We start from the raw sequence: 437 nt of genomic DNA, 5'->3' as shown, positions 1-437 counted from the left end.
AATAAAATTTAATTTGCTGGCATTTGTTAATGTTCCAATACATTCACCGATTTTATTGTAAATAGGAAACCTGGGTAAATAGTAGGGTTCTAGTATTCTATCTCGGCCATAAAAATTGGTTGAAATAATGGCCACGCGTTTTCCACTCTTTTCCGCTTTTCTATCATTGGCTTGATATTGTTCAGCAAATTCCGCCCAATCAGCCGGACATTCGTTATCTAACCGTCCCTCGATATCAAAACCAGCAGGTAAATTTAAAAAATCCAGACCGGCTTGATTTACGTACACGTAACGCGATTGGCAATCTCATACAACCCACGGTTCATGGCTGTGTTCCATAATGGAAATCAGCGGAAGTGAATTCAAGGATTTTACGACTAAATTTTTTGAATCCGATGGCTTATTTTTTTCATCCATGATTAGCTCAGCCTCTCAAG

General features: G+C 38.4%; 1 pseudogene. It reads right to left on the bottom strand.

Features of this window, described 5'->3' with window-relative positions:
* A pseudogene (locus tag V1952_RS22520) lies at positions 1-288 on the bottom strand (LuxR family transcriptional regulator); the annotation flags it as partial.
* Positions 289-437 lie beyond the last annotated feature (149 nt).

The organism is Yersinia sp. 2542 StPb PI, assembly GCF_048593855.1.
GTDB lineage: Bacteria > Pseudomonadota > Gammaproteobacteria > Enterobacterales > Enterobacteriaceae > Yersinia > Yersinia enterocolitica_E.
Note: the sequence above shows the minus strand (reverse complement) of the source record. Positions and strands in the feature narration are given on the sequence as shown.